At 73.1% G+C, this 21,507-nt stretch carries 28 protein-coding genes; 11 read left to right on the top strand and 17 right to left on the bottom strand.

The genetic code is table 11. The annotated features are described in order from the left end of the window. Positions 1–8: 8 nt before the first annotated feature. Positions 9–680 (top strand): two-component system response regulator CseB, encoded by a 672-nt coding sequence (gene cseB, locus ACLZOT_RS23125; protein WP_416970930.1) that lies wholly within the window; start codon positions 9–11, stop codon positions 678–680. Continuing rightward, a complete protein-coding gene (locus tag ACLZOT_RS23120; protein ID WP_416970929.1) occupies positions 677–1,873 on the top strand; it encodes an ATP-binding protein in 1,197 nt (398 codons plus the stop codon). The genes cseB and ACLZOT_RS23120 overlap by 4 nt, the downstream gene beginning before the upstream one ends. A gap of 3 nt (positions 1,874–1,876) precedes the next feature. Here the strand turns inward: ACLZOT_RS23120 and ACLZOT_RS23115 are convergent, their stop codons facing one another. The 5 genes from ACLZOT_RS23115 to ACLZOT_RS23095 form a co-directional block, all read right to left on the bottom strand. Continuing rightward, entirely contained in the window at positions 1,877–2,767 is an 891-nt protein-coding gene (locus tag ACLZOT_RS23115) for an SDR family oxidoreductase (RefSeq protein WP_416970928.1), read from the bottom strand. Continuing rightward, the gene (locus ACLZOT_RS23110; RefSeq protein WP_416970927.1) at positions 2,767–3,867 is read right to left on the bottom strand and encodes an enolase C-terminal domain-like protein; all 1,101 of its coding nucleotides are present in this window, start codon (positions 3,865–3,867) and stop codon (positions 2,767–2,769) included. The genes ACLZOT_RS23115 and ACLZOT_RS23110 overlap by 1 nt, the downstream gene beginning before the upstream one ends. Next, positions 3,857–5,662, bottom strand: coding sequence for a thiamine pyrophosphate-requiring protein (locus tag ACLZOT_RS23105; RefSeq protein ID WP_416970926.1), 1,806 nt, complete (start codon positions 5,660–5,662; stop codon positions 3,857–3,859). Before ACLZOT_RS23105 ends, ACLZOT_RS23110 begins: the two co-directional genes overlap by 11 nt. Before the next feature lie 246 nt (positions 5,663–5,908). Beyond that, positions 5,909–8,827: an FAD-binding and (Fe-S)-binding domain-containing protein gene (locus ACLZOT_RS23100; RefSeq protein ID WP_416970925.1), complete on the bottom strand. Its 2,919-nt coding sequence runs from the start codon at positions 8,825–8,827 to the stop codon at positions 5,909–5,911. A 28-nt stretch (positions 8,828–8,855) separates the two neighbouring features. Then, positions 8,856–9,812 (bottom strand): LLM class F420-dependent oxidoreductase, encoded by a 957-nt coding sequence (locus tag ACLZOT_RS23095; RefSeq protein ID WP_416970924.1) that lies wholly within the window; start codon positions 9,810–9,812, stop codon positions 8,856–8,858. Between the two features lie 88 nt (positions 9,813–9,900). On the opposite strand from ACLZOT_RS23095, the gene ACLZOT_RS23090 reads away from it, so the two are divergent. Further along, positions 9,901–10,518 carry a diguanylate cyclase gene (locus tag ACLZOT_RS23090; protein WP_416970923.1) on the top strand — a complete coding sequence of 206 codons (618 nt, stop codon included), beginning with the start codon at positions 9,901–9,903 and terminating at the stop codon, positions 10,516–10,518. On the opposite strand, the gene ACLZOT_RS23085 is transcribed toward ACLZOT_RS23090, so the two are convergent. Continuing rightward, positions 10,433–11,125, bottom strand: a complete 693-nt coding sequence (locus ACLZOT_RS23085) for an ANTAR domain-containing protein (RefSeq protein WP_416970922.1) — start codon at positions 11,123–11,125, stop codon at positions 10,433–10,435. The genes ACLZOT_RS23090 and ACLZOT_RS23085 overlap by 86 nt on opposite strands. 133 nt (positions 11,126–11,258) lie before the next feature. Between ACLZOT_RS23085 and ACLZOT_RS23080 the strand changes: the two genes are divergently transcribed. Genes ACLZOT_RS23080 through ACLZOT_RS23050 form a run of 7 tightly spaced genes read left to right on the top strand, consistent with a single transcriptional unit; the run spans position 11,259 to position 15,296 of the window. Continuing rightward, positions 11,259–11,609 (top strand): MarR family transcriptional regulator, encoded by a 351-nt coding sequence (locus tag ACLZOT_RS23080; RefSeq protein WP_416970921.1) that lies wholly within the window; start codon positions 11,259–11,261, stop codon positions 11,607–11,609. A 50-nt stretch (positions 11,610–11,659) separates the two neighbouring features. Continuing rightward, complete coding sequence (locus ACLZOT_RS23075; RefSeq protein ID WP_416970920.1) at positions 11,660–11,851, top strand: hypothetical protein; 192 nt, start codon at positions 11,660–11,662, stop codon at positions 11,849–11,851. After that, on the top strand, positions 11,848–12,333 hold the full coding sequence (locus ACLZOT_RS23070) for a monovalent cation/H+ antiporter complex subunit F (protein WP_416970919.1): 486 nt from the start codon (positions 11,848–11,850) through the stop codon (positions 12,331–12,333). Before ACLZOT_RS23075 ends, ACLZOT_RS23070 begins: the two co-directional genes overlap by 4 nt. Beyond that, complete coding sequence (locus ACLZOT_RS23065) at positions 12,330–12,578, top strand: Na(+)/H(+) antiporter subunit B (RefSeq protein WP_416970918.1); 249 nt, start codon at positions 12,330–12,332, stop codon at positions 12,576–12,578. The genes ACLZOT_RS23070 and ACLZOT_RS23065 overlap by 4 nt, the downstream gene beginning before the upstream one ends. Beyond that, positions 12,575–13,303, top strand: a complete 729-nt coding sequence (gene mbhE / locus ACLZOT_RS23060; RefSeq protein ID WP_416970917.1) for a hydrogen gas-evolving membrane-bound hydrogenase subunit E — start codon at positions 12,575–12,577, stop codon at positions 13,301–13,303. Before ACLZOT_RS23065 ends, mbhE begins: the two co-directional genes overlap by 4 nt. Further along, a complete protein-coding gene (locus tag ACLZOT_RS23055) occupies positions 13,303–13,650 on the top strand; it encodes a sodium:proton antiporter (protein ID WP_416970916.1) in 348 nt (115 codons plus the stop codon). Before mbhE ends, ACLZOT_RS23055 begins: the two co-directional genes overlap by 1 nt. Continuing rightward, on the top strand, positions 13,650–15,296 hold the full coding sequence (locus ACLZOT_RS23050; RefSeq protein ID WP_416970915.1) for a complex I subunit 5 family protein: 1,647 nt from the start codon (positions 13,650–13,652) through the stop codon (positions 15,294–15,296). Before ACLZOT_RS23055 ends, ACLZOT_RS23050 begins: the two co-directional genes overlap by 1 nt. Here the strand turns inward: ACLZOT_RS23050 and ACLZOT_RS23045 are convergent. Continuing rightward, entirely contained in the window at positions 15,242–16,246 is a 1,005-nt protein-coding gene (locus tag ACLZOT_RS23045) for a Ppx/GppA family phosphatase (RefSeq protein ID WP_416970914.1), read from the bottom strand. The genes ACLZOT_RS23050 and ACLZOT_RS23045 overlap by 55 nt on opposite strands. A gap of 92 nt (positions 16,247–16,338) precedes the next feature. Here ACLZOT_RS23045 and ACLZOT_RS23040 point away from each other — a divergent pair, with 92 nt between their 5' ends. Next, positions 16,339–16,509, top strand: coding sequence for a hydrophobic protein (locus tag ACLZOT_RS23040; RefSeq protein WP_416970913.1), 171 nt, complete (start codon positions 16,339–16,341; stop codon positions 16,507–16,509). An 8-nt stretch (positions 16,510–16,517) separates the two neighbouring features. On the opposite strand, the gene ACLZOT_RS23035 is transcribed toward ACLZOT_RS23040, so the two are convergent. The 10 genes from ACLZOT_RS23035 to ACLZOT_RS22990 all read right to left on the bottom strand — a co-directional run bounded on the left by ACLZOT_RS23035 (position 16,518) and on the right by ACLZOT_RS22990 (position 21,457). Then, positions 16,518–16,793: a gas vesicle protein K gene (locus tag ACLZOT_RS23035; RefSeq protein ID WP_416970912.1), complete on the bottom strand. Its 276-nt coding sequence runs from the start codon at positions 16,791–16,793 to the stop codon at positions 16,518–16,520. Beyond that, positions 16,790–16,978 (bottom strand): gas vesicle protein, encoded by a 189-nt coding sequence (locus tag ACLZOT_RS23030; protein ID WP_416970911.1) that lies wholly within the window; start codon positions 16,976–16,978, stop codon positions 16,790–16,792. Before ACLZOT_RS23030 ends, ACLZOT_RS23035 begins: the two co-directional genes overlap by 4 nt. Further along, entirely contained in the window at positions 16,975–17,730 is a 756-nt protein-coding gene (locus ACLZOT_RS23025; protein WP_416970910.1) for a GvpL/GvpF family gas vesicle protein, read from the bottom strand. The genes ACLZOT_RS23030 and ACLZOT_RS23025 overlap by 4 nt, the downstream gene beginning before the upstream one ends. Further along, complete coding sequence (locus tag ACLZOT_RS23020; RefSeq protein WP_416970909.1) at positions 17,727–18,044, bottom strand: gas vesicle protein; 318 nt, start codon at positions 18,042–18,044, stop codon at positions 17,727–17,729. Before ACLZOT_RS23020 ends, ACLZOT_RS23025 begins: the two co-directional genes overlap by 4 nt. Continuing rightward, on the bottom strand, positions 18,041–19,138 hold the full coding sequence (locus tag ACLZOT_RS23015) for an SRPBCC family protein (RefSeq protein WP_416970908.1): 1,098 nt from the start codon (positions 19,136–19,138) through the stop codon (positions 18,041–18,043). The genes ACLZOT_RS23020 and ACLZOT_RS23015 overlap by 4 nt, the downstream gene beginning before the upstream one ends. Then, complete coding sequence (locus ACLZOT_RS23010) at positions 19,138–19,692, bottom strand: DNA primase (RefSeq protein ID WP_416970907.1); 555 nt, start codon at positions 19,690–19,692, stop codon at positions 19,138–19,140. The genes ACLZOT_RS23015 and ACLZOT_RS23010 overlap by 1 nt, the downstream gene beginning before the upstream one ends. Continuing rightward, positions 19,689–19,940 carry a gas vesicle protein GvpG gene (locus tag ACLZOT_RS23005; protein WP_416970906.1) on the bottom strand — a complete coding sequence of 84 codons (252 nt, stop codon included), beginning with the start codon at positions 19,938–19,940 and terminating at the stop codon, positions 19,689–19,691. The genes ACLZOT_RS23010 and ACLZOT_RS23005 overlap by 4 nt, the downstream gene beginning before the upstream one ends. 30 nt (positions 19,941–19,970) lie before the next feature. Then, positions 19,971–20,699 (bottom strand): GvpL/GvpF family gas vesicle protein, encoded by a 729-nt coding sequence (locus tag ACLZOT_RS23000; protein WP_416970905.1) that lies wholly within the window; start codon positions 20,697–20,699, stop codon positions 19,971–19,973. Further along, the gene (locus ACLZOT_RS22995; RefSeq protein WP_416971132.1) at positions 20,696–21,121 is read right to left on the bottom strand and encodes a gas vesicle structural protein GvpA; all 426 of its coding nucleotides are present in this window, start codon (positions 21,119–21,121) and stop codon (positions 20,696–20,698) included. Before ACLZOT_RS22995 ends, ACLZOT_RS23000 begins: the two co-directional genes overlap by 4 nt. Positions 21,122–21,184: 63 nt before the next feature. After that, entirely contained in the window at positions 21,185–21,457 is a 273-nt protein-coding gene (locus ACLZOT_RS22990; RefSeq protein ID WP_416970904.1) for a gas vesicle protein, read from the bottom strand. Positions 21,458–21,507 lie beyond the last annotated feature (50 nt).

The following is a 21,507-nucleotide window of genomic DNA, read 5'->3' as shown; positions in this document are numbered from 1 at the left end:
GGACCGCCTTGCCTGAGGTGCTGCTGGTCGAGGACGACGACCTGATCCGGGAGGCGACCCAGCTCACCCTGGAGGCGCGCGGCTACCGGGTGCGGGCCGCCGCCGACGGGGTGAGCGGACTCGCCCTGTTCCGGGAGCGGCGGCCCGACGTCGCCGTCCTGGACATCATGCTGCCCGGCCTCAACGGCGTGAGCCTCGCCGGGCGGATCCGGGAGGAGTCCCGGGTGCCGGTGCTGCTGATCTCCGCGCGCAACGACCCGATAGACGTGGTGATGGGCCTGGAGGCGGGCGCCGACGACTACGTCACCAAGCCGTTCGACGGGCCCGTGCTGGTCGCCCGGATCCGGTCCCTGCTGCGGCGGGCCGTGCCGCTCGCCCGCGGCGACGACCCGCGGACGCGGCTGCGCTTCGGGGACCTGGAGTTCTGCCCGGAGTCCATGACCGTCGAGCGAGGCGGTGAGCCCCTCGCGCTCACCGCGACCGAGCTGAAACTCTTCGGCGAGTTCGCGGCGGCGCCCGGCAGCGTCCTCTCCCGCGACCTGCTCCTCGAACGCGTCTGGGACTACGCCTGGTCCGGCGACACCCGCGTCGTCGACGTCCACGTCCAGCGGCTGCGCGCCAAGATCGGCCGGGAGCGCATCGAGACCGTGCGCGGCTTCGGCTACAAGCTGCGCACATGAGAAGGCCGGGTTCGAGCCTCGGCACGAAGGTCGCGCTCGCCGTCGCCGCCGCCGCGACCTGCGTCGCGAGCGCCGTCGGCGTCCTCGTGCACCGGCTCACCGCCGAGGACCAGCTCAGGACGGCCCGCGCCGGCTTCGACCGCGAGCTGGTCGCCGCCGCCTACGACCACGCCGCCGGCCGCCGCACCGCCGCCCGCCTCGACCGCCCCGACCTGCCCCCGCCGGTCGCCCACGCCGTACGGGACAAGGTCCGCGTCACCTACCTCCACGGCGGCGTCCTCTGGGCGGCGACCCCCGTCGCCGGCGGCAAGGTCCTCTCCCTGAAACGGTCCTACGGCCCCGAGGAGGAGGCACTGTCCACCCTCGACCGGACCCTGCTGGCGACCGGCGCCGCCGCCACCGTCGCCGTGTCGCTGGCCGGACTGCTGCTCGGCATGCGCATGGGCCGCCGGGCCACCGCCGCCGCGCGCACCGCCGAACGCATCGCCGAGGGCGACCTCGACGCCCGCGTCCACCCGCGCGGCCACGATGAGATCGCCCGCCTCGCGGCCTCCGTCGACACCATGGCCGAGGCCCTCGGCGCCCGCCTCGAAGCGGAACGCCGGGTGACCGCCGACATCGCCCACGAACTGCGCACCCCCGTCGCCGGGATGGCCACCGCCGTCGGGCTGCTGCCGCCCGGGCGGCCGTCCGAGCTGATCGCCGACAGCGTGGGCAGACTGCGGGGGCTGGTCGAGGACGTCCTCGAAGTCGCCCGGATGGACGCGCAGGTCGCCGCCGTCGAGCGCGAGCAGCGGGAGGTCAGCGCGATGGCCCGGCGGGCGGTGTCCGGTCTCGACGGGGTGAGCGTCGACATCGTGACCGACACCGTCGTCGCCACCGACCCCCGGCGGGTGGAGCGGATCCTCACCAACCTCGCCACGAACGCGCTGCGGCACGGAGCGCCGCCGGTCGTCGTCACCGTCGACGGCCCGGTGATCCGGGTCCGCGACGAGGGCCCCGGCTTCCCCGCCGACCTCCTCACGGTCCTCCACGCGTCCGGCCCCCAGCGCTTCCGCACGGGCGACCGGACCGGCGGCACGGGCCTCGGCCTGACCATCGCCACCGGCCAGGCCCGGCTGCTGGACGCCCGGCTGACGTTCCGCAACCGTCCCGGAGGCGGGGCGGAGACGGAACTGCGGCTGCCCGACTGAGGCTCAGAAGATCCCGCGCGCCCCGTGGTCCCTCTCGCCGTCGGCCGGGGCGAACAGGTTGTCCGGGCCGGGCGGGCGGGACGCGCCGGTCTGCTGCGACGCGTACCCCGTACGGGCGAGGTACCGGTCCAGGAGAGCCGGTACGACCCGGTTGGCCAGCAGCGTCGCCCGCGTACTCGCCCCGACCCACCGCTCCCGGCGCCCGGGACGGTCGGCGGCGCGCACGACTCCCCTCGCGGCGGCCTCCGGCTGGTAGATCGGCGGGATCGGCTGAGGCTGGCGCGGCAGCCGGGACCGTACCCAGGTGAACTGGGGCGTGTTGACGGCGGGGAGCTGGGCGACCGTGACGCGGACCCGGCTGCCCCGGTGCAGGAGTTCGAGCCGTACGGACGACGTGAACCCGTTGACGGCGTGCTTGGCGCCGCAGTACGCCGACTGGAGCGGCACCGAGCGTTCGCCGAGCGCCGAGCCGACCTGGACGACCGTGCCGCGGTCGCGGGGGACCATGCGGGCGAGGGCGGCGCGGGTGCCGTTGACGTAGCCCAGGTAGGTCACGGAGGTTACGCGGGCGTACTCCTCGGGAGTGATGTCGGTGAAGGGCGCGAAGACGCTGGTGAAGGCGCAGTTGACCCACACGTCGAGCGGACCGAGCGCCGCTTCGGCCGCGCCCGCCGCCGCCTCGACCGCGTCCGCGTCGGCGACGTCCGCCTCGGCCACGTACGGCCGGCCGCCCAGCTCCGTGACCTCGCGGGCCGCCGCGTCGAGGCCCGCGCGGCCCCGGGCGATCAGGGCGACGCGGGCGCCACGGGTGGCGTACAGGCGGGCCACCGCGCGCCCGACACCGGCGCTCGCGCCGGTCACCACCACGGTCGTCGGCTCTGTCGGCGGATCCATCACCGGCTCCTGAACGGCCGCGCCTGCTCGGCGTCCAGGCCGAGGCCCAGGCCCGGGCCCCGCGGGGTCACCGCGCCGCCCAGCGGGTCGAGGACGCCGTCGAACAGCAGGCGCTCCACCCGGACGTGGTCGTGGAACCACTCGATGTGCCGCAGGTTCGGGACGGCGGCGGCGACGGGCGCGGAGGCGTGCGGGGCGCAGTGCGCCGAGATGTCGAGGCCGTACGCGAGAGCCAGGGCGGCTACCCGCAGCCGGCCCGTGATGCCGCCACAGCGTGTCACGTCGGCCTGGAGGCAGTCGACGGCTCCCGCGTCGAGCATCCCTCTGAAGTAGGGGAGGGTGTAGCCGTACTCCCCGGCGGTGACCTCCGCGTCTGTGCGGCTACGGATCTCCGCGAGGACGCCGAGCCGGTCGGCGGAGACGGGCTCCTCGAACCAGGTCACCCCCTCACTCTCCAGAGCCACCGCGACCCGGGCCGCCTGTTTCGCGCCGTAGCCGCCGTTGGCGTCGACGTACAGCTCGGCGGCGGGGCCGATCGCGTCGCGGGCGCGGGCCGTGCGCAGCAGGTCGCGGGTCTCGGCGCGGCCCCACGACTCCCCGATCTTGATCTTCACGCGGGGGATGCCCTGCTCCTCGACCCAGCCGCGCAACTGCCGCTCCTGACGCCCCTCGTCGTACGTCACGAACCCCCCGCTGCCGTACACCGGCACCTCGCCGCGCGCCGCGCCCAGCAGCCCCGTGAGCGGTACGGCGAGGAGGCGGGCCTTCGCGTCCCACAGGGCGATGTCGACGGCGGACAGCGCCTGCGCGGCGATCCCGGGCAGCCCGGCGTTGCGCACGGCCCGGGTCATCGCCTCGTGCGCGCGGGGCACGTCCAGCACGGAGGTGCCGACGACGGCGCCGGCCAGCAGATCGTCCACGACGTGCGCGGCGGCGGGCGGGGCGTACGTGTAGCCGAGCCCCGTGACCCCGGCCGCGTGGACGGTGACGAGGACCAGGGTCGTGTGGTCCCAGGAGAGGGTGCCGTCGGCCTCGGGGGTGTCGGTGGGGACGGTGTAGACGGCGCTGTCGACACGCTTCACGACCGGGTCATCGGCCACCGTCGCGCCTTCCCTCGTGCTTCCCCGGCAGGAACTCCTGCATCTTCGCCTTGAACCCCTGCTTCACCATCGCCGCCCGGTCGCTGTCCCCCTTCAGCACCGCCGCCGCTGCCGCCTCGATCTGGTCGAGGGTCGCGTGCGGCGGGATCGGCGGTACGGCAGGGTCGGTGACGAAGTCGAGGACGTACGGCTCCCGCGCGGCGAGCGCCGCCTCCCACGCGCCGCCCACCTGGTCCGGCTTCTCGATCCGCATCCCGCCGAGGCCCAGGGAGCGCGCGAAGTCGGCGTACGCGACGTCCGGGAGCGACTGCGAGGGCAGGAACTGCGGGGCGCCCTCCATGGCGCGCATCTCCCACGTCACCTGGTTCAGATCGCGGTTGTTGAACACGGCGACGACCAGCCGCGGATCCGCCCACTCCCGCCAGTACTTGGCGACCGTGATCAGCTCCGCCAGCCCGTTCATCTGCATCGCCCCGTCCCCCACCAGCGCGACCACCGGACGGTCCCCGTGCGCGAACTTCGCGCCGATCGCGTACGGCACACCGGGCCCCATCGTCGCGAGCGTCCCCGACAGTGAGCCCTGCATCGCGCCCCTCAACTCCACATGCCGGGCATACCAGTTGGCGGCCGAACCCGAGTCGGCGGTGAGGACCGCGTTCTCCGGGAGCAGTCCGCTCAGCGCGTGCGCGACGTACTCCGGGTTGATCGGATCCGCCGACACCTCCGCCCGCCGGACCATCACCCGGCGCCAACGGGCCACGTTCGCCTCGATCTTCTCCCGCCACGCGAAGTCCTTCACCTGCTCCAGCAGCGGCAGCAGCCGCTGGAGCGTGGCCGCCGCGTCGCCCACGAGGTTCACCTCGAAGGGGTACCGCAGGCCGACCATGTGCGCGTCGATGTCGATCTGCACGGCCCTCGCCTTGCCGAAGTCCGGCAGGAACTGCGTGTACGGGAACGACGAACCGACCACCAGCAGCGTGTCGCACTCCCGCATCATCTCGTACGACGGCCTCGTGCCCAGCAGGCCGATCGCGCCCGTCGAGTACGGCAGGGCGTCGTCCAGGGCGTCCTTGCCGAGCAGTGCCTTCGCCACGCCCGCGCCGAGGCGTTCGGCTGTCGCCGTCACCTCCGTGCGGGCGCCTCGCGCGCCCTGGCCTATCAACAGCGCCGGTTTTCCGCCGGAGTTGAGGACGTCCGCCGCGCGCTGGAGGTCCGTGTCCGAGGGGATCGGGGCGTACTGCGGCAGGCCGAGGCTGGAGGGGACCATCTTGAAGGCGTGCTCGGGGGGTGAGTAGTCGAGTTCCTGGACATCTGCCGGGAGGATCACGGCGGTTACCGTGCGGCGCGCGTACGCGGTGCGTATCGCCCGGTCCAGGACGTTCGGCAGCTGCTCCGGGACCGTGACCATCGCGCAGAAGTCCGAGGCCACGTCCTTGTAGAGGCTCAGCAGGTCCACTTCCTGCTGGTACGAGCCGCCCATCGCGCTGCGGTTCGTCTGGCCGACGATCGCCACGACCGGGACGTGGTCGAGTTTCGCGTCGTAGAGGCCGTTCAGGAGGTGGATGGCGCCGGGGCCTGAGGTGGCCGCGCAGACGCCTACCCGGCCGGAGAACTTGGCGTATCCGACGGCCTGGAACGCGGACATCTCCTCGTGGCGGGCCTGGATGAACCTGGGCAGGTCGTCGGCGCGGCCCCAGGCGGCGAGCAGGCCGTTGATGCCGTCGCCGGGGTAGGCGAAGACGTACTCGACGTCCCATTCGCGGAGGCGGTTCAGGAGGTGGTCGGAGACCTTCATGGGGGGTCCTTCGGGTGTGGGGGTGGGTGCGGGTTCGGTGGGTGGCTGGGGTGGGGGGCGTGTCGCTTGCCCGCGCTTGCGGGGTGCCGCTGCGCCCACCCGTGCCGCCCCATGGGGGTACCTCCCAGGCCCTTAGAGGCACTGGGGGAGGCACGACTGCCCGCAGCTGGGTGAGCTGGGTGAGCTGGGTGGAGCGCGTGGCGGGTGGCGGGTGGGCGGGGCTGGGGGTGGTGCGGCTGCCTGCTGCTAGGTGGGCTGGGTGGGGCAGGGGGCCGGGTCGCCAGGGGTGGAGGGACGGGCCTCCAGGGCGTGTGCCAGTGCCTCCGCCAAGTGCATCGCTCGTCGTCCCGTCCCTGCCTGTTCTATCTGTGTGCGGCAGCTGAAGCCGTCGGCCAGGATCAGGTCGTCCGGGGCGGTGTTGCGTACTGCGGGGAGGACTCCCGACTCGGCTACCGCCAGGGAGACTTCGTGGTGGCCGCGTTCGAAGCCGAAGTTGCCTGCCAGGCCGCAGCAGCCGGCGTCCAGAATTTCGGCCTTCATGCCGGCCCGGTGCATCAGGGAGCGGTCGGCGGCGGAGCCGGTCACCGCGTGCTGGTGGCAGTGTGTCTGGACCACCGCCCGTCGGGGGACCTGCGGTGGGTCCCAGTCGCAGTCGGTCAGTTGCTCGGCGAACGTCCTTGTGTGCGTGGCCAGTTGCCGTGCCAGCGGATCGTCCGGGAGGAGTTCGGCCGCGTCGGAGCGGAACACCGCCGTGCACGACGGTTCGAGGCCGACTATCGGCGTTCCCGCGTCCAGGTAGGGGCGCAGGACGCGGAGGGTGCGTTTCAACACGCGTTGCGCCACGTCCAGTTGGCCCGTCGAGATCCAGGTCAGCCCGCAGCACACCGGCGTCGCCGGGACCGCCACCGTGTACCCGGCCGCCTGGAGGACGCGTACCGCCGACCTCGCCACCTCCGGGTGGAAGAAGTTGGTGAACGTGTCCGGCCAGAGCACGACCGTCGTGGGGTCGCCCGGCGTCGGGCGGGCGGCGCCGCGTGCTCGGCGGCGTCGTACGAAGGGTTCGGGGGCGAAGCGGGGTGCCTCGCGGGCGGGGTCGACGCCGGCCAGCCTTTTCGAGAGGCCCGTGCGGAGTGCGGCGTTCACCAACGTGGGTGCGTTCTGGGCGAGTTGGGTCCAGAGCGGGAGCCAGCCCAGCGAGTAGTGGGAGAGGGGGCGCAGGCGGTGGGCGTAGTGGTGGGCGAGGAACTCCGCCTTGTAGGTGGCCATGTCGACCCCGGTCGGGCAGTCCGACTTGCAGCCCTTGCACGCGAGGCACAGGTCGAGCGCGTCCCGCACCTCCGGTGACCGCCAGCCGCCGGTGATCGCCGAGTCCGGGTGGCCGTCCAGCATCTCGAAGAGCAGGCGGGCACGCCCCCGAGTGGAGTGCTCCTCCTCGCGGGTGACGCGGTAGGAGGGGCACATCACGCCGCCCTCGTGGCTGCGGCACTCCCCGATGCCGACGCACCGCAACACGGCCCGGCTGAAGGAGTGCTGGTCGTCGGGGTACCCGAAGTGCGTGCGGGTGTCGGCGGGTTGCCACAGCGGCCCCACCCGCAGCCGTCCGTCCAGCGGCTCGGGGTCGACGACCTTGCCGGGGTTCATCCTGTCGCGCGGGTCGAAGAGCGCCTTGAACTCCCCGAACGCGCCGACGAGCCGCTCCCCGAACATCCGCGTGAGCAGTTCCCCGCGGGCCTGCCCGTCCCCGTGTTCCCCGGAGAGCGAACCCCCGTACCCCACGACGAGATCCGCGGCCCGCTCCACGAACCGCCGGAAGGCGGCGACTCCTTGCCCGGTCCGCAGGTCGAAGGGGATCCGCGTGTGCACGCACCCCTGCCCGAAGTGCCCGTACAGGGAAGGGTGGTCGTAGTCGAACTCGGCGAACAGCTTCCGCAAGTCCCGCAGGTACGCGCCCAGTTGATCGGGCGGCACGGCGGAGTCCTCCCACCCCTCCCAGGTGTCGCGCCCGTCCGGCGGGCGTGCGGTCACCCCGAGTCCGGCCTCGCGGGCGCGCAGCATGCGCTGTTCGCGGGCGGGGTCGTCGGAGAAGGCGACCGAGGAGTCACCGGCGTCCCGGCCGAGGGCCTTGAGCAGCGCGTGCGCCTGTTCGTCGACGTCCTGTGCGCTCTCCCCGCCGAACTGGACGAGCAGCCAGGCGTCGCCCTCGGGGAGCGTCCCGAGGGACTCCGTGTGCACGCGCTCCTCCCGCATCAGCTGGGCCATCCGCCCGTCCAGCGCCTCCAGTTGGGCCGGCGAGGAGTGCTCCAGGAGACGCGGCACGTCGTCGGCGGCCCGGCAGATGTCCGTGTACCCGAGGACGAGCAGCGACTCGTACGGCGCCACCTCCACCAGCCCGAGTTCGGCGCGCAGAACGGCGACGAGGGTGCCCTCGCTGCCGACGAGGGCCTTGGCGACGTCGAAGCCGTTCTCGGGGAGCAGGGAGTCCAGGTTGTACCCGGAGACGCGGCGCGGGATCTTCGGGTAACCCCGCCTGATCTGAGCGAGGTTGGCCGAGACGAGCCGGTCGAGGCCGTCGTACAGCTTCGCCTTGGGGCCGCCCTCGGCGCGGATGCGGGCGCGTTCGGCGGGGCCGGTCGGGCCGACCCAGGTGCGCAGCCCGTCGTAGGTGACGATCTCCAGGCGGCGGACGTGGTCCACCGTCTTGCCGTACGCCTGCGCGGACGCCCCGCAGGAGTTGTTGCCGATCATGCCGCCGAGCGCGCAGTGGCTGTGTGTCGAGGGCTTGGGGCCGAACCGCAGCCCGTGGTCGGCGAGCCGGGCGTCGAGGGCGTCGAGGACGATGCCGGGCTCGACGACACACGTACGGGCGTCGGGGTCGACGGCGAGGAGGGCGTCACAGTGCTTGCTCCAGTCGACGACGACGGCCGCGTTCGTGCTCTGCCCGGCGAGGCTCGTCCCGCCGCCCCGGGACAGGACGGGTACGTCGAACGCCGCGCACACCTCGATCGCGCGGGCCCCGGCCTCGACGGTGCGCGGGACGACCAACCCCAGAGGAACCCGGCGGTAGTTGGAGCCGTCGGTGGCGTACGCGGCTCTGCTGCCCGCGTCGAAGCGGACCTCGGCGTCGGTCTCCGCGCGCAGGGTCGTGGCCAGGTCACGTGTGCTCATGGCCGCCGGGTAACCCCCGCAGCGGAGTTCAGTCGCGCACCTGGGGCAGGATCTTGGTGCGGTAGAAGTCGAAGAAGCCCTGCTGGTCCGGGCCGATCTGGCTGACGTACACGGTGTCGAAGCTGGCGTCCACGAACGCCCGCAGTGCCTCGACGTGCGCGTCCGGATCGTCGCCGCAGGGGATCGCGGCCGCCGTCCGGTCCGGTGTCACGAGCTGGGACGCCTGCTCGAAGTGGCGCGGGGTGGGCAGGAGTTGGGCGAGTTCGCCGGGGAGCTGCTGGTTGGCCCAGAGGCGGTGCGCGGTGCGGACGGCCTCCTCGCGGTCGGTGCCCCAGCAGACCTTGAAGCCGCCGTACACCGGCTTCGCGCCGCCTCCGCCGCGCCGGAAGCGCTCCACCACGCCGGCGTCGGGGGCCATGGTGATCAGGCCGTCGCCGATGCGGGCGGCCGTCTCGGCGGCGTGCGGGCCGAACGCGGAGACGTCGACGGGGACCGGGGTGTCGGGCAGGGTGTAGAGGCGGGCGTTCTCGACGGTGTAGTGGCGGCCGTAGTGGCTGATCCGCTCGCCCGTGAAGAGTTTGCGGATGACCTGGACGGCCTCCTCCAGCATGCTCAGCCGGATCGGCGCCTCGGGCCAACCGCCGCCCAGGACATGTTCGTTGAGGGCCTCGCCGGTGCCGACGCCGAGCCGGAAGCGGCCCTCCAGCTGCACCGCGCTCGTCGCCGCGGCCTGGGCGATCACCGCCGGGTGGGTGCGCACCAGCGGGCAGGTCACCGCCGTCTCCACGGGCAGCGACACCGCCTGGGAGAGGGCTCCGATCACCGACCACACGAACGGGCTCTGGCCCTGCGCGTCGTTCCACGGGTGGTAGTGGTCGGAGATCCACAGCGCCTCGAACCCCGCCTGCTCCGCCATCCGGGCCTGGTCGACGAGGGCGGCGGGGGAGTGCTCCTCGCAGGCGAGGAAGTATCCGAAGTCGGTCACAGCGCCTCCTGGTTGTGTGGGGACCGGGTGCCCGAGTACCCGCCGAGGGCGGGGGTACCCGGTGGTTCCCCGTACGAGGAGGCGAGTCGTGGAGCCGAGGTGGCGGCACTGGCGGCAGGGCGAGATAGAGCGGATACCGGCCCGCTCGACCGACGTGGAGGACGCGAGCCGCCGGTTCCTGCTGTACGGGGTGCTGCCGCTGTGGGTCGTACCGGGACTCGCGGACTGGCGGCTGCACCGTGCCACCGGCATCGAACACACCAGTGGCATACGGGAGTCGGCCGTCCACGCGCTGATGATGACCGAGGCCGGTGTCCCCGTCGTGCTCGGTCTGACCGCGCGCGTCAACCCGCTCGTCCTGACCGTGATGGGCGGCGCGGCCGTCGCCCACGGGGCCACGGCGCTGTACGACGTGACGCTCGCGACCGGCGCCCGCGAGGTCCGGCCGGTCGAGCAGCACGTCCACAGCTTCCTGGAGGTGCTGCCGCTGACCGCGCTCGCGTTCACCGCCTGCCTGCACGCCGACCAGGTGCGCGCCGCGCTGCGCGGGGCGGGGGAGTGGCGGCTGAGGCCGCGCGAACGTCCGCTGCCCGCCCGCTACTTGACCGCGCTCGCGGCCGTCATCGGGGCGGGGGTGGTGCTGCCGTACGCGGAGGAGCTGCGGCGGTGTCTGCGGGCTCGCCGTCCGGGCCGTCCGGGGGGCTGACCCGGGCGACGGCCGCCGTGAGGTGGTGGCGCACCGGGTCGGGGAGCGGGGTGCCCTGCACGGTGGTGACCACGTTCGACGCCAGGCGGTGGAGTTTCGTGTTGGTGTTCTGGGAGGCCATCACCAGGACGTCCCACGCCTCGTCGGGGCTCAGGCCGAAGGACGCCATGAGGATGCCCCGGGCCAGGTCGATGTCCGGTCTGGTCTGCATGGCCCGGCGCAACTGGGTGACCTCGCTGCGCAGTTCCTCGTCCTGAGGGCCGGGGTCCGGGACGAGCAGGGGGCGCGTGTCGGTGAGCGCCAGCAGCCGTTCCGCGACCGGGCTCACGGCGGTGACGGCGAACTCCTTGTCCGCGGCCAGGGCCTCACGGCGGGCCGTCAGCAGGGCGTTCAGCGCCGAGCAGTCCCAGAACTCCAGTTTGCCCAGGTCGAGTTCGACGCGCCGGACCGGCTCGCGCAGGGCGGCGCGCAGGATGCGTTCCAGTGACGCGCTGTCGTCCAGGCACAGTTCGCCGGCGATCGTGACGAGAACACGGTCACCGTCGAGATGGGTGCTCACCGAGGGGGCGGCGCGGCCCGGGCGCGGTCCTTCGGGAGGGTTCGGCATGGCTGCCTCTCTGTGGGTACTCGCCGTCAAATCCCTGTCCCCAGCGTGTCGTCGACCGCCTCGCACGTCAAGCAATACCGGAATTATGGTTCGCGCTTTTGGACACGCGAAGGAAGGGCCGTAGGATCGACTCATGGCTGGAGTGGATGGAGTGCCCGAACCGCACACCGGATGGACGTTCGTCACCAACCACGCGCGGGTCCTCGCGGCCATCGCCGACAACCGCAGCGCCCGCGTCCGCGACATCGCCGCACGCTGCCGCCTAACCGAGCGGGCCGTCCAGAAGATCATCGCGGACCTCGAACAGGGCGGCTACCTCTCCCATACCCGGCACGGCCGGGGCAATACGTACGACATCGACGCCACCAGGATCCTCCGCCACCCCGCGGAGGCCGGCCTGACCGTGGCCTCCCTGCTGTCCATGCTGGTCAGGGACGAGGCGGAGCGCCAGGAGAGAGTGGACGAGAGAGTGCGGGAGGGATGACCCGCGGCTGAGGGGCGGTTTCGTCCCCGGTCGTTGGGCACTCGGAGAGGGTGCCGGCCAGGACAGCGCGTACGGTTCTCGCCGCCGCCGGGGAGTTCGCTGCCTGGTGGGCGGCGCTGGCCGCACTGTGGCTGGTTCTCGTCACCACGGTCGACGCGCTCGAAGCGCTCACCGGAGCGGGCGCCGCCGCCTTCGGCGCGCTCGCGGCCCGCGCGGGGCGGCGGGCGGTGACCCGCCGGTGAACGGCTGGCTCCTGGCGGCGACGATCCTGCTCGGCACGGGACTCACGGCCGCCCTGTGGGCCGTCGCCACCGGCCCCCTCCCGCGCCGCGTCCTCGCCCAGAACCTCACCACCTCCGTCGCCTGCCCCGCCCTCCTCCTGCTCGCCCAGGGCTACGGCCGCCCCTCCTACACCGACGTGGCGCTCCTGCTGGCCCTCCTCGGCCCCGTCGGCACCCTCGTCTTCGCCCGCCTCCTCGCGGACGAACTGCACGGACCCGCCTCCCCACGCACGGCAACGTCCCTGACCTGGACGGCGGTCGGCATCGGTGTGAGCGTCGCGGCGGCCGTGTCCGCGGCGACCGGGCCGGGGCGGGCCATGGCCAAGGTGCTGGTGGTGACGGCGCTGCTGATCGCCGGCAACCTGGTCGCCTCGCGGGCCCTGGCGGCGGGATACCGCGCGGTCGGGGAGACCCGCGACGGCGGCGCGGGAGAGCCACGATGACCGGCCCCCTGACCGCCGTCGCCCTCCTCCTCGTCGCGGCCACCGCCACCGCCGCCGTCCTCACCCGCGACCCCGCCCGCCAGGCCCTCGTCCTGTCCGTGCTCGGCGTCGACCTCGCCGTCCTGTTCACCGTGTTCCAGGCCCCCGACGTCGCCCTCTCCCAACTCGCCGTCGGCTCGGCCCTCACCCCCCTGCTGATCATGCTGACCGTACGGACCGTCCGCAGAAAAGGCGGCCGGCGATGAACCGCCGGGCGCGGTGGGCGGTCCTCGCGGCGGGCGGCACGGGAGTCGCCGCCCTCCTGACCGCCGCCTGCCTCGACCTCCCCGCCCACGGCACCGCCCACCACGCCTACGGCGAACAGGCCGTCCACGCCTCCCTCGACCGGCACACCGCCAACACCGTCGCCTTCCTCAACTTCGACCTGCGCGCCTACGACACCCTCGGCGAGGTCGCCATCCTCTTCGCGGCGGTCCTCGGCTGCGCCGTCCTGCTGAGGCAGGCGCACGGCGAACACCGCACACCCCCCGAGACGGCCCAAGTAGCGCCGGCCGTACGCCGCTACGCTCTCCTCGTCCTGCCCGTCACCCTCCTGACCGGCGTGTACATCGTCGCCCACGGACAGCTCAGCCCCGGCGGCGGCTTCCAGGGCGGTGTCGTCGCCGCCACCGCCCTGCACCTGCTGTACCTCGGCGCCGACTACCGCGCCCTGGAACGCCTGCGCCCCCTCGCCGTGTACGAGGCCGCCGACGCGCTTGCCGTCTGCGCCTACCTCACCGTGGGCCTCGCCGCCGTCCTCACCGGCACCGCGTTCCTCGCCAACTCCCTGCTGCCCTACGGCGAGTTCAACACCCTGGCCTCCGGCGGGACCGTACCCCTGCTGAACGCCGCCGTCGGCGTCGAGGTGGCCTGCGCCGTGGTGGTGCTGCTCGCCCGGTTCCTGGAACAGACCGTCGAGATCGAGGACTGATGGACTCCCTGCCCTACCTGGTCGCCGCCTGGATCTTCCTGGCCGGCTGCCTCGGCCTCGCCACCAGCCGCGACCTGATCCACGCCGTGGGCTGCCTGGCCGTCTGCCAGTCCTCGACGTACGTCCTGCTGCTCGCCGCCGGCCGGCGCGACGACGCGACCGCGCCCGTCTTCTCCGACCTCGAACCGGGCAGCCGCCCCGTCGTCGACCCCGTCGTCCAGGCGCTCACCCTCACGGACGTCGTCGTCGGCGCGACCGTCACCGCGCTGCTGCTCGCCCTCGTCGTCCAGGTCGCCCGCACCCACGGCACGGTCGACCCCGACGAACTGTCGGAGCTGCGCGGCTGATGCACCGGCTGCTGCCCCTCGTCGCCGCGCTCCCCCTGCTCGGGGCGGCCCTGCTCGCGGGCGCGGGACGCCGGCTGCCCCGCCCCGCCGCCGAGGCGTCCGCCTGCGCGGTCTCGGCCGGCACCGCGGTGCTCGCGCTGGCCCTGCTGCGCGACGCGCCCCTGACCGAGTGGGCCGGAGCCCGGCCGCGCCTGGGGATCGTCCTCACCGGCGACCGGCCCGGCCTGGCCGCCGCCGCGCTCGCCTCCCTGCTGACCTTCGCCGCCCTCGCGTACTCCTGGCGGTACTTCGAGGAACCGCCGCGCGGACACGCGGGAGCCTTCCCCGCGCTGATGCTCGCGTTCCAGGCCGGGATGTGCGGGTTCGCGCTCGCCGGGGACCTGTTCAACGCGTTCGTGTTCTTCGAGCTGATGGGAGTCGTCGCCTACGCCCTCACCGGCTACCGCATCGACGACCCCCGCGCCGTCCAGGGCGCGCTGACGTTCGGGATCGTCAACTCCCTCGGCGGCTACGCCCTGCTGCTCGGCATCGGCCTGCTGTACGCGCGCACCGGGGAACTCGCGATGACCCGTGTCGGCCACGCCCTCGACGCCCACGGACCGCCCGACGCGCTGGTCCTGGCCGCGTTCACGCTGGTCACGGCCGGTCTCCTCGTCAAGGCCGCCGCCGTACCCTTCCACTTCTGGCTCCCCGACGCGCACGCCGTCGCCCCCACCCCCGTCTGCATGCTGCTGTCCGGCGTCATGGTCGAACTCGGCGTGTACGGCGTGTGGCGCGTGTACGGCACCGTCTTCGCCGGACCCGGCGGCATCCCCGAGGCCGGGTTCACCCGCGCCCTGGTCGTCCTCGGCACGCTCACCGCCGTCACCGGAGCCGCCCTGTGCCGCCGCCAGCGGCACGTCAAACGCCTGCTGGCCTGCTCGACCATCGCCCACACCGGCCTCTTCCTCACCGGCATCGGCCTGCTCACCCCCGAGTCGGACGAGGGCGTCGCCCTGTACGTCCTCGGCCACGCCGGCGTCAAAGCGGCCCTGTTCGCCTGCGCGGGCACCCTCCTCGACCGGTACGGCAGCGTCGACGAACCCGAACTCCACGGCCGGGCACGGGAGTTACGCGCCACCGGCGTCCTGTGCGCGCTCGCCGCCCTCGGTCTCGCGGGCCTGCCGCCGTTCCTGACCGGCCTCGGCAAGGCGGCCGTCGAGGAGAGCGCGGGCCCCTGGCTCGCCCCGCTGTACATCGTCGTCCCCGCGGTCACCGCCGGAGCCGTCCTGCGGATGACCGCCCACGTCTTCCGGGGCCTCGGACCGCGCCCGCCCGGCGCGGACACCCGCGACCGGACGACCGGCTCCCACGAGCGCCCCGAGACCGGACGGCGGCTGCGCGGGATCCCGGACGGCATGACGGCCGTACCGGCGCTGCTGCTCGCCGCCGCCCTCGTCCCCGGCGTCCTCGGGCACTGGACGCCGCCCGGGGTCCTCTCCGGACTGGCCGCGGCCCTCCTCGCGGCCCTGCTCGCCCGGGTGTCGGTGGTGAGGCCAGGACCGGACCGGGCGAGGTGGCCGCAGTGGCTCCAGTCCGGGCACGTCGGCGACTACGTGGCCTGGTCGCTGCTCGGGACGGCCGTGCTCGGGATGCTCGCCAGGTGAGGACGGGACGGCGCGTCCTGCCACCAGTCGGTGCCGTCCTCCAGACAGCGCAGCAGGATCCCCTCGCGCAGAGCCCAGGGACAGACGGTGACCATCCGGACACCGCTCAGCTTCATCACGCTGTGCGCGACGACCGCGCCCGCCAGACTCTGACGCGCACGCGGCGCGGAGATGCCGGGCAGCGCCGCCCGGGCGGCGACCGGGAGCGCGGCCAGCCGGTCGACGGCGCGGCGCAGGTCGGTCCGGTGCAGGGCGCGCTCCACGAACAGGCCCTTGCGGCCCGGCGGAGCCCCGCACAGGCGGGCGAGCTGCTGGAACGTGCGCGAGGTGGCCACCGTCGTCTGGGGACGCTCCCAGCGGATCCGGGCCGACGCGTCGCGCAGGGTGTGGCGGACATGGCGGCGCAGGGCACGCAGCTCGTCGTCCGACGGCGGGTCGCAGGCCGCCAGCCGGTCGGTGGTGAGCCGGCCCGCGCCGAGCGGCAGGGAGGCCGCGAACTCCGGGGTACGGCCCCGGCCGAACGCCACCTCCAGCGAGCCCCCGCCGATGTCGAACAGGGCCAGCGGACCCGCCCGCCAGCCCATCCAGCGGCGTACCCCGAGGAACGTCAGCTCGGCCTCCAGCTCGCCCGGCAGCAGCCGCAGCCGCACCCCCGTCCGCTCCTGAACCGCCCGCAGGACCTCCGCGCGGTCCGGGGCCTGGCGGATCACCGCCGTCGCGAACGCCGGGGGATCGGGGGCGCCCCAGCGCGCCGCGGTCGCCGCCGCCGCGCCGACCGCCGCGGCCAGCTTCTCCGTCGCCGCCGCGCCGAGCCGGCCGTCCGGGTCCGTCCGCTCCGCCAGCCGCAGCCGCCACTTCGCCGTGTGCACCGGCAGCGGGACACCGTCCCGGGCGTCGGTCACCACCAGCCGTACCGTGTTCGAACCCGCGTCCACCACTGCTGCTCTCATGCCTGGCGGATACCCTGCCCGATTCGGGGGAATCACCGGAGTGTGAATGAAACGTGGAGTCGGGGAAACCCGGAGCACAGGAGGTTCACACCATGGTTCCGATTATTCTCGTCCTGCTTCTGGCGCTGCTTCTGTTCGGCGTCGGATTCGCCGTGAAAGTCCTCTGGTGGATAGCGCTCGCCGTACTCGTCGTCTGGTTGCTGGGATTCCTGCTGCGCGGGACGTCGGCGACCGGGAGCCGGGGGCGCTGGTACCGCTGGTGAGGTGAGAGTCAGCGCCGCGGCAGCAGCGGCCCGAGCGGCCCGAGGTCCAGATTCAGGTCCTCGGGCCGCAGCCCGTACCGCTCGCGCAGCTCGGTCATCCGCTCGTCGAGGAGCATCAGGGTCAGGCCGACGCGCTCCTCCTGCTCCTCGGTGAGATCGCCCTGGTCGAAGCGGCGCACCGCCTGCCGCTCCATGAGCTGGCGGAGTAGTTCGATCACCGTGAGAACGAGTTTGATCAGATCGCGCTCCACGGTGTCCGGTTCGAGATCCAGGCGGTTGGTCATGTCGGCCCTTCCCACGGGGACGGCACCTGGGCCGTCACGGAGCTGATCAGCGCGTTCAGGTCGATCCGGACGAGGTCGACGTCCGCGATCCGCAGCGTGATGTCGCCGGTGATGACGACACCACCGGCGAGGAGACGGTCCAGGAGGTCCACGAGGGAGACCTCGCGGCGTTCGAGAACGGTCATGGATTCACCTCGTCGGAGCAGAACGAATATGCCGCCCAAGGGCCGGTGATTTCGACGCGAATTCCCTTCTCGCTGTCCTGGACGCCGTCCGCGATTTCCACGAAACCCTCGGAGAGCTCCCGGCGCACGAGAAAAGCGGCGTTGAAGACGTTCTGCCCGTCGGGAGCGAGCGGGGAATTCTGCGGCGGGCGCAGGCGTACGGCGTCCGCGTGCGTGCACAAGGCGCTGTGGAGCCGTTCGGAGAACAGTTCCGCCCGGTGCCAGGACTCCTCCTGAGAGAGGGCCGCGCGGCGCCGCTGCCGCAGATAGTCCCGCCCCGACACCGGACCCGGCGGGGGCGCCGGGGGCGGCGCGTCCCGGTCGACGTACACCTTCACCCCCCACTCCACCCGGCCCGCGATCCGCTCCAGGACGTGCCGGAAGCGGGCCTCGCCCTGCGCCAGCATCGTCCGTACGCCGCTGTCGTCGCGGAAGACGGTCGCCAGCCGCAGCGGCAGCGGGGTCGTGACGGCGGTCAGCGCGTCGATCACCCGCTCGTGGGCGCGGGCCGTCCCGGTCAGCCAGTCCAGGTCCTCCAGGCGCCGCCGCAAGGGCTCCTCGGCGAAGACGTCCTCGGGGACCCGGCTGACGACCGCGACGAGGTGGCCGTGGGCGAGCCGGGCGGGTGGCTCGCCCACGACGCCGGTGAGATCCGCCGGGAGCGGCGTCTCGAACGGGGGGCAGACGGCGTAGACGTAGCGCAGGGCGGTCACCGGGGCTCCTCCAGCGCGTCCAGCGCTTCGAGACGCGCCCGCAGCTCGGCGTTCTCGCGGGTGAGCTGGTCCCGGCGGGCCCGGGTGGACAGCGCCGGGTCGTCCTCCCACCAGTCGATGCCCATCTCCTTCGCCTTGTCGACGGAGACGACGACCAGACGGAGCTTGACGGTGAGGAGCTCGATGTCGAGGAGGTTGATGCGGATGTCGCCCGCGATGACGATGCCCTTGTCGAGGACGCGCTCCAGGATGTCGGCGAGGTTGGCGCCTCCGTTGCCGTTGTACGGGTCGGGGAGGCGGCTCGGCATGCTCACCGCCGGCTCCGGTGATCGCGGGCGGGGGCCTCGTCGTCGGAGGTGTCATCGGCGGCGGGGGTGTCGTCGTCCGGCTCCTCGTCCGCCTCGTCCGGCTCGCCTCCCTCGTCCTCCTCGTCGTACTCCAACTCGCCCTCGGCGTCCTCGCTTTCGGCGTCCTGGTCCTGGTCCTCGTCCTCGTCCGTCTCCTCGTCCTCGTACTCGTCGCGGGGCTCGTCCTCTTCCTCGTACTCGTCCTGCGGCTCCTCGCCGTCCTCGGTCTCCTCCGCCACCGCGTCCTCGTGGCTCACGACGACCTTTCCGTCGTGGATCTCGCCCCGCCAGCCGTCCTCCGCCTCCCCCTTGAGGGTGATGAAGCGGGCGTAGTTCTTGAGGTCGAGGCGGACCCGGCGGCCCTGGGCACGCCAGAGGTTGCCGGTGCGTTCGAAGAGGCCGGCGGGGTAGTACTCGACGACCAGCAGGACGCGGGTCAGGTTCTCGGCGAGGCGGTGGAAGGTGACCACGCCCTTCGTGGTGCCCTTGGCGCCCTGCGAGGTCCAGGCGATCCGGTCGTCCGGGACCTGTTCCGTGGTCATCGCCTGCCAACTGCGGCTGGACCAGAAGACCTTGAGCCGCCAGTCGGAGCGGGTGTCGTCGGCGCGGTCGGCGCTCTTGACGCCCTTCGCGAAGGAGCCGAAGTCCTGGAAGCGGGTCCACTGGTCGTAGGCGGTGCGCAGGGGGACGCCGACGTCGACGTGCTCCATGACGACCGTCGGCTTCTTCCCGCCGGCGCCCTTGCTCTTCCCCTTGCCCTTCTTGCCGAGGCCCTTGAGCGCTTCCTTGACGTTGTCCTTCGCGCGGCCCGCGCCGACCTCCAGGGCGCTGCGCAACGGCCCTTTGCCCTCGGCGAGTTTGCGCCCGCCGTCGAGCGCGAGACGGGCGAAGCCGGGGCTCTCGCCGGACGCGATGTCGTTCAGCTTGACGGTGGTCTCACCGAGTTTGTGGCCGGCGCCGACGAGGAGGCGCTGCGCCTGGGCGGCGACGTACTCCCGGACCTCCGCCTTGAGCCGGTCGGCGGCCTCGCTGCGGGCCACCCCGGAGAGGGTGTCGGTCATCACTCGTCACCCCGCTTCGCCGAGCGCGCCGAGGGTTTCTTCGCCGCGCGGGGAGCGGCCTTCTTGCTGACGCGGGCCGGGGAGGCGGTCTTCCGGGCGGCGTCGGTGGCCTTCTTGGCGCCGGGCGCCTTCTTCCGGGGCTTGGCCGGGGCATCGGACTTGCCGGCCCTGCGGTCCTCCTGCCCGGCGTCGGCTTCGGTGTCGTCGTCCTCGTCGCGCTCGGCCACCCCGGGTATCGCCCCGTCCAGCCGCCCCCGCACCTCCGCCGTACGCCCGTGCAGCCTCCCCGCGAGCGAGTCGAGCCGGCGTTCCACGACCGCGCCGGTCGCCGCCTTGCCGACTCCCCGCAGGTCCTCGCGGAGTTGGTCCCCGATCTCCTTGAACTGCGGGTTGTTCTGGAGCTGCCCGGAGACCAGGTCGGCTACTCCCCTCGGGGTGAGGTTCAGCTTCTTGCCCGCCACCACGGAGCCGACGGCCAGCGCCAGCTTCAACTTCCGTGTGCGGCCCAGAAGATAGCCGGCCCCGATCGCGAGGCCCAGTGCCGTTCGGTTCATCGTGTCGTCCCGTCGCCTGTTCGCGTACTGGTCTCCAGCCGGTCGAGGAGCTGGTCCTCGGCCCGGTCGAACTCCTCCGCCGTGATCTCCCCGTCCGCCAACCGCCGCTCCAGCCGGGCGAGTTCGGCGCGGATCGTGGCGGGGTCGTAGTAGATCCGCTCCGCCTCCCGCACCACCTGCCCGATCACCCACGCGGTCCCGCGCACCGGGGCGAACGGCAGCAGCAGTACCTCCCCGATCAGCCCCATCCCGTCAGCCCCATTCCCTCGGCCCGCCGCTCACTCCGGCCCGGGCTCCACGAAGCTGTACGGCGGCAGCGGCCCCGCGAGCCGCACCTCCAGGTGCGGGTGCGTCTTGCGGAACGCCTCCACCGCCTCCGCGAACGCCGCCGAGGCGTCCCGGTCGATCAGGAAGGAGACGTTGGCCAGCCAGCCCGTCGACCCGGGCCCCGGATCGACGGCGACGGCGAGCGGCTCCAGCGCCCCGCGCACAGCGGCGGCGTCCTCCGCCTCCCGGGCCCGCACGGCGGTGGCGATCAGCTCGCCGAGCCTCAGCTTCTGCTCGTAACTCCCGCCGCCCTCCTGCCGGTTGGCCTCGGCCAAGGCGCGCAGCTCCGGGCTGTCGGCGAGCACCAGATGCAGGACCGCCTCCTCCAGGTGGCTCGCCTTGACGTTGTACTCGACCTTGTTGTCCAGCGCCCGCAGCCGCTCCCGGTAGTGCTCGGCGCGCTGCGCGAGGACCTCGGTGACGGCGGCGTCGTCGGGGGCGACGCTGCCGAACCGCATCGGCAGCACGCACCCCCGGGCGCCCGCCTCCACCAGCACCTCCTGGTGGGCGAGCAGATCGCGCCGCTTGGGCCGCAGTTCGGCGGGTGCGTCGCTGACCAGCGCGGCGAGCGGGCCTTCCCGCAGCACGCGCACGGCCGTCGGCGGATCACCCACGCCCTGGCCGCCCTCGGGCAGGGCCGGGTGCGTGCTCGCGGCGATGCCGTAGACGTACGTACTCACTCCTGCTCCTCCTTCCGGCGCGCGGCCGTGGTCCTGCGGCGCGGCTTCGGCTGCCCGTCGGACTCATGCTCGTCGCGGGCCTGCCGGACGGCGCCGGCGATCGTCTCGGCCGCGCCGGACAGCGCGCCCTTCGACTTGCCGCGCGCCCCCGACTCGGTCATCTCGCCCACGAGGTCGGGCAGTCCGGGGTCGCGGTGCGGCCCCGCCTCCAGGTCCAGGCGGTTGCACGCCTCGGCGAACCGCAGATAGGTGTCGACGCTGGCCACGACGACCCGTACGTCGATCTTGAGGATCTCGATACCGACCAGGGAGACGCGTACGAACACGTCGATCACGAGTCCCCGGTCGAGGATGAGTTCCAGGACGTCGTAGAGACCACTGGTACCGCCTCCACCGCCGGACTGTGCCGGGACGACGGTCATGTCGGCCATGCCTCCTCGCATGGTGGGGGATCGATCAACGGGAGCTGATCGAACGGGAGTTGATCAGTGGGGGTCGGCCCGTCCGCGCTCGTAGCGGCGGACGCGCCGGTAGGCCGTGACCTGGCCCTGCGGGTCGAGATCGACCCGGTATCCGGCCATCAGGCTCATCGTGTCGGGAACGCGGGCGAGTTCGAGGACCTCGATCTCCAACGACCAGCCGTCGTCGGTGCGTTCGAAGGACGACACGGTCTCCGCGGCCGTTCCGGTCAGCTCCGTGAGCTGTTCACGTGCCCGGTTCAGCACTTCCATGGGCTCTGGTAAGCCGCTGTCCGTCATCGTCGCCGCCCGTTGAATTGTGAAGGAGTTGTGACCTTCGACTGTCGAGT

Source organism: Streptomyces sp. 4F14, from assembly GCF_048159485.1.
Lineage (GTDB): Bacteria > Actinomycetota > Actinomycetes > Streptomycetales > Streptomycetaceae > Streptomyces.
The sequence above is the reverse complement of the archived record's forward strand: the minus strand, read 5'-3'. Positions and strand labels throughout refer to the sequence as shown.

What these genes read in the sequence shown, in the direction of transcription:
- ACLZOT_RS23120 (WP_416970929.1), top strand. Translation starts at nt 677, where the DNA reads ATGAGAAGGCCGGGTTCGAGCCTCGGCACGAAGGTCGCGCTCGCCGTC.
- ACLZOT_RS23115 (WP_416970928.1), bottom strand. Translation starts at nt 2,767, where the DNA reads ATGGATCCGCCGACAGAGCCGACGACCGTGGTGGTGACCGGCGCGAGC.
- ACLZOT_RS23105 (WP_416970926.1), bottom strand. Translation starts at nt 5,662, where the DNA reads ATGAAGGTCTCCGACCACCTCCTGAACCGCCTCCGCGAATGGGACGTC.
- ACLZOT_RS23100 (WP_416970925.1), bottom strand. Translation starts at nt 8,827, where the DNA reads ATGAGCACACGTGACCTGGCCACGACCCTGCGCGCGGAGACCGACGCC.
- ACLZOT_RS23085 (WP_416970922.1), bottom strand. Translation starts at nt 11,125, where the DNA reads ATGCCGAACCCTCCCGAAGGACCGCGCCCGGGCCGCGCCGCCCCCTCG.
- ACLZOT_RS23080 (WP_416970921.1), top strand. Translation starts at nt 11,259, where the DNA reads ATGGCTGGAGTGGATGGAGTGCCCGAACCGCACACCGGATGGACGTTC.
- ACLZOT_RS23065 (WP_416970918.1), top strand. Translation starts at nt 12,330, where the DNA reads ATGACCGGCCCCCTGACCGCCGTCGCCCTCCTCCTCGTCGCGGCCACC.
- mbhE (WP_416970917.1), top strand. Translation starts at nt 12,575, where the DNA reads ATGAACCGCCGGGCGCGGTGGGCGGTCCTCGCGGCGGGCGGCACGGGA.
- ACLZOT_RS23055 (WP_416970916.1), top strand. Translation starts at nt 13,303, where the DNA reads ATGGACTCCCTGCCCTACCTGGTCGCCGCCTGGATCTTCCTGGCCGGC.
- ACLZOT_RS23050 (WP_416970915.1), top strand. Translation starts at nt 13,650, where the DNA reads ATGCACCGGCTGCTGCCCCTCGTCGCCGCGCTCCCCCTGCTCGGGGCG.
- ACLZOT_RS23045 (WP_416970914.1), bottom strand. Translation starts at nt 16,246, where the DNA reads ATGAGAGCAGCAGTGGTGGACGCGGGTTCGAACACGGTACGGCTGGTG.
- ACLZOT_RS23040 (WP_416970913.1), top strand. Translation starts at nt 16,339, where the DNA reads ATGGTTCCGATTATTCTCGTCCTGCTTCTGGCGCTGCTTCTGTTCGGC.
- ACLZOT_RS23035 (WP_416970912.1), bottom strand. Translation starts at nt 16,793, where the DNA reads ATGACCAACCGCCTGGATCTCGAACCGGACACCGTGGAGCGCGATCTG.
- ACLZOT_RS23030 (WP_416970911.1), bottom strand. Translation starts at nt 16,978, where the DNA reads ATGACCGTTCTCGAACGCCGCGAGGTCTCCCTCGTGGACCTCCTGGAC.
- ACLZOT_RS23015 (WP_416970908.1), bottom strand. Translation starts at nt 19,138, where the DNA reads ATGACCGACACCCTCTCCGGGGTGGCCCGCAGCGAGGCCGCCGACCGG.
- ACLZOT_RS23010 (WP_416970907.1), bottom strand. Translation starts at nt 19,692, where the DNA reads ATGAACCGAACGGCACTGGGCCTCGCGATCGGGGCCGGCTATCTTCTG.
- ACLZOT_RS23005 (WP_416970906.1), bottom strand. Translation starts at nt 19,940, where the DNA reads ATGGGGCTGATCGGGGAGGTACTGCTGCTGCCGTTCGCCCCGGTGCGC.
- ACLZOT_RS22995 (WP_416971132.1), bottom strand. Translation starts at nt 21,121, where the DNA reads ATGACCGTCGTCCCGGCACAGTCCGGCGGTGGAGGCGGTACCAGTGGT.
- ACLZOT_RS22990 (WP_416970904.1), bottom strand. Translation starts at nt 21,457, where the DNA reads ATGACGGACAGCGGCTTACCAGAGCCCATGGAAGTGCTGAACCGGGCA.